The sequence below is a fragment of the Arenibacter lacus genome (assembly GCF_008711145.1).
GTDB lineage: Bacteria > Bacteroidota > Bacteroidia > Flavobacteriales > Flavobacteriaceae > Arenibacter > Arenibacter amylolyticus.
Window position 1 is genome coordinate 1 of the sequence record NZ_VVIN01000285.1, and the last position, 327, is coordinate 327.

The 327-nt window shown below is 48.6% G+C and carries 1 protein-coding gene; it reads left to right on the plus strand.

The features are described 5' to 3' along the window. Positions 1-327: DUF1501 domain-containing protein (locus F1E73_RS17515; RefSeq protein WP_150452718.1), on the plus strand; the 327-nt coding region annotated here is incomplete at both ends.

Sequence of the window (327 nt, forward strand, 5' to 3'; positions counted from 1 at the left end):
TGTGATGGATATTTCCAAAGAACCGGAATCTATCATCAAAATGTACGGGGAAGATTGTCAGGTTCCTGGTACCTACGCTGCCAATGCCTTGCAAGCGCGAAGATTGGCAGAGAATGGAGTGCGATTTATACAACTCTACCATCAGGGCTGGGACCAGCATGGCAACTTGCCTAATGAAATGGCTGGACAGGCAAAGGATGTGGACCAGGCTTCGGCGGCCTTGGTGATGGACTTAAAACAACGGGGGATGTTAGAGGATACCCTGGTAGTTTGGGGTGGCGAATTTGGTCGGACTAATTTCTGTCAGGGTCATTTTAATCCAGAGAA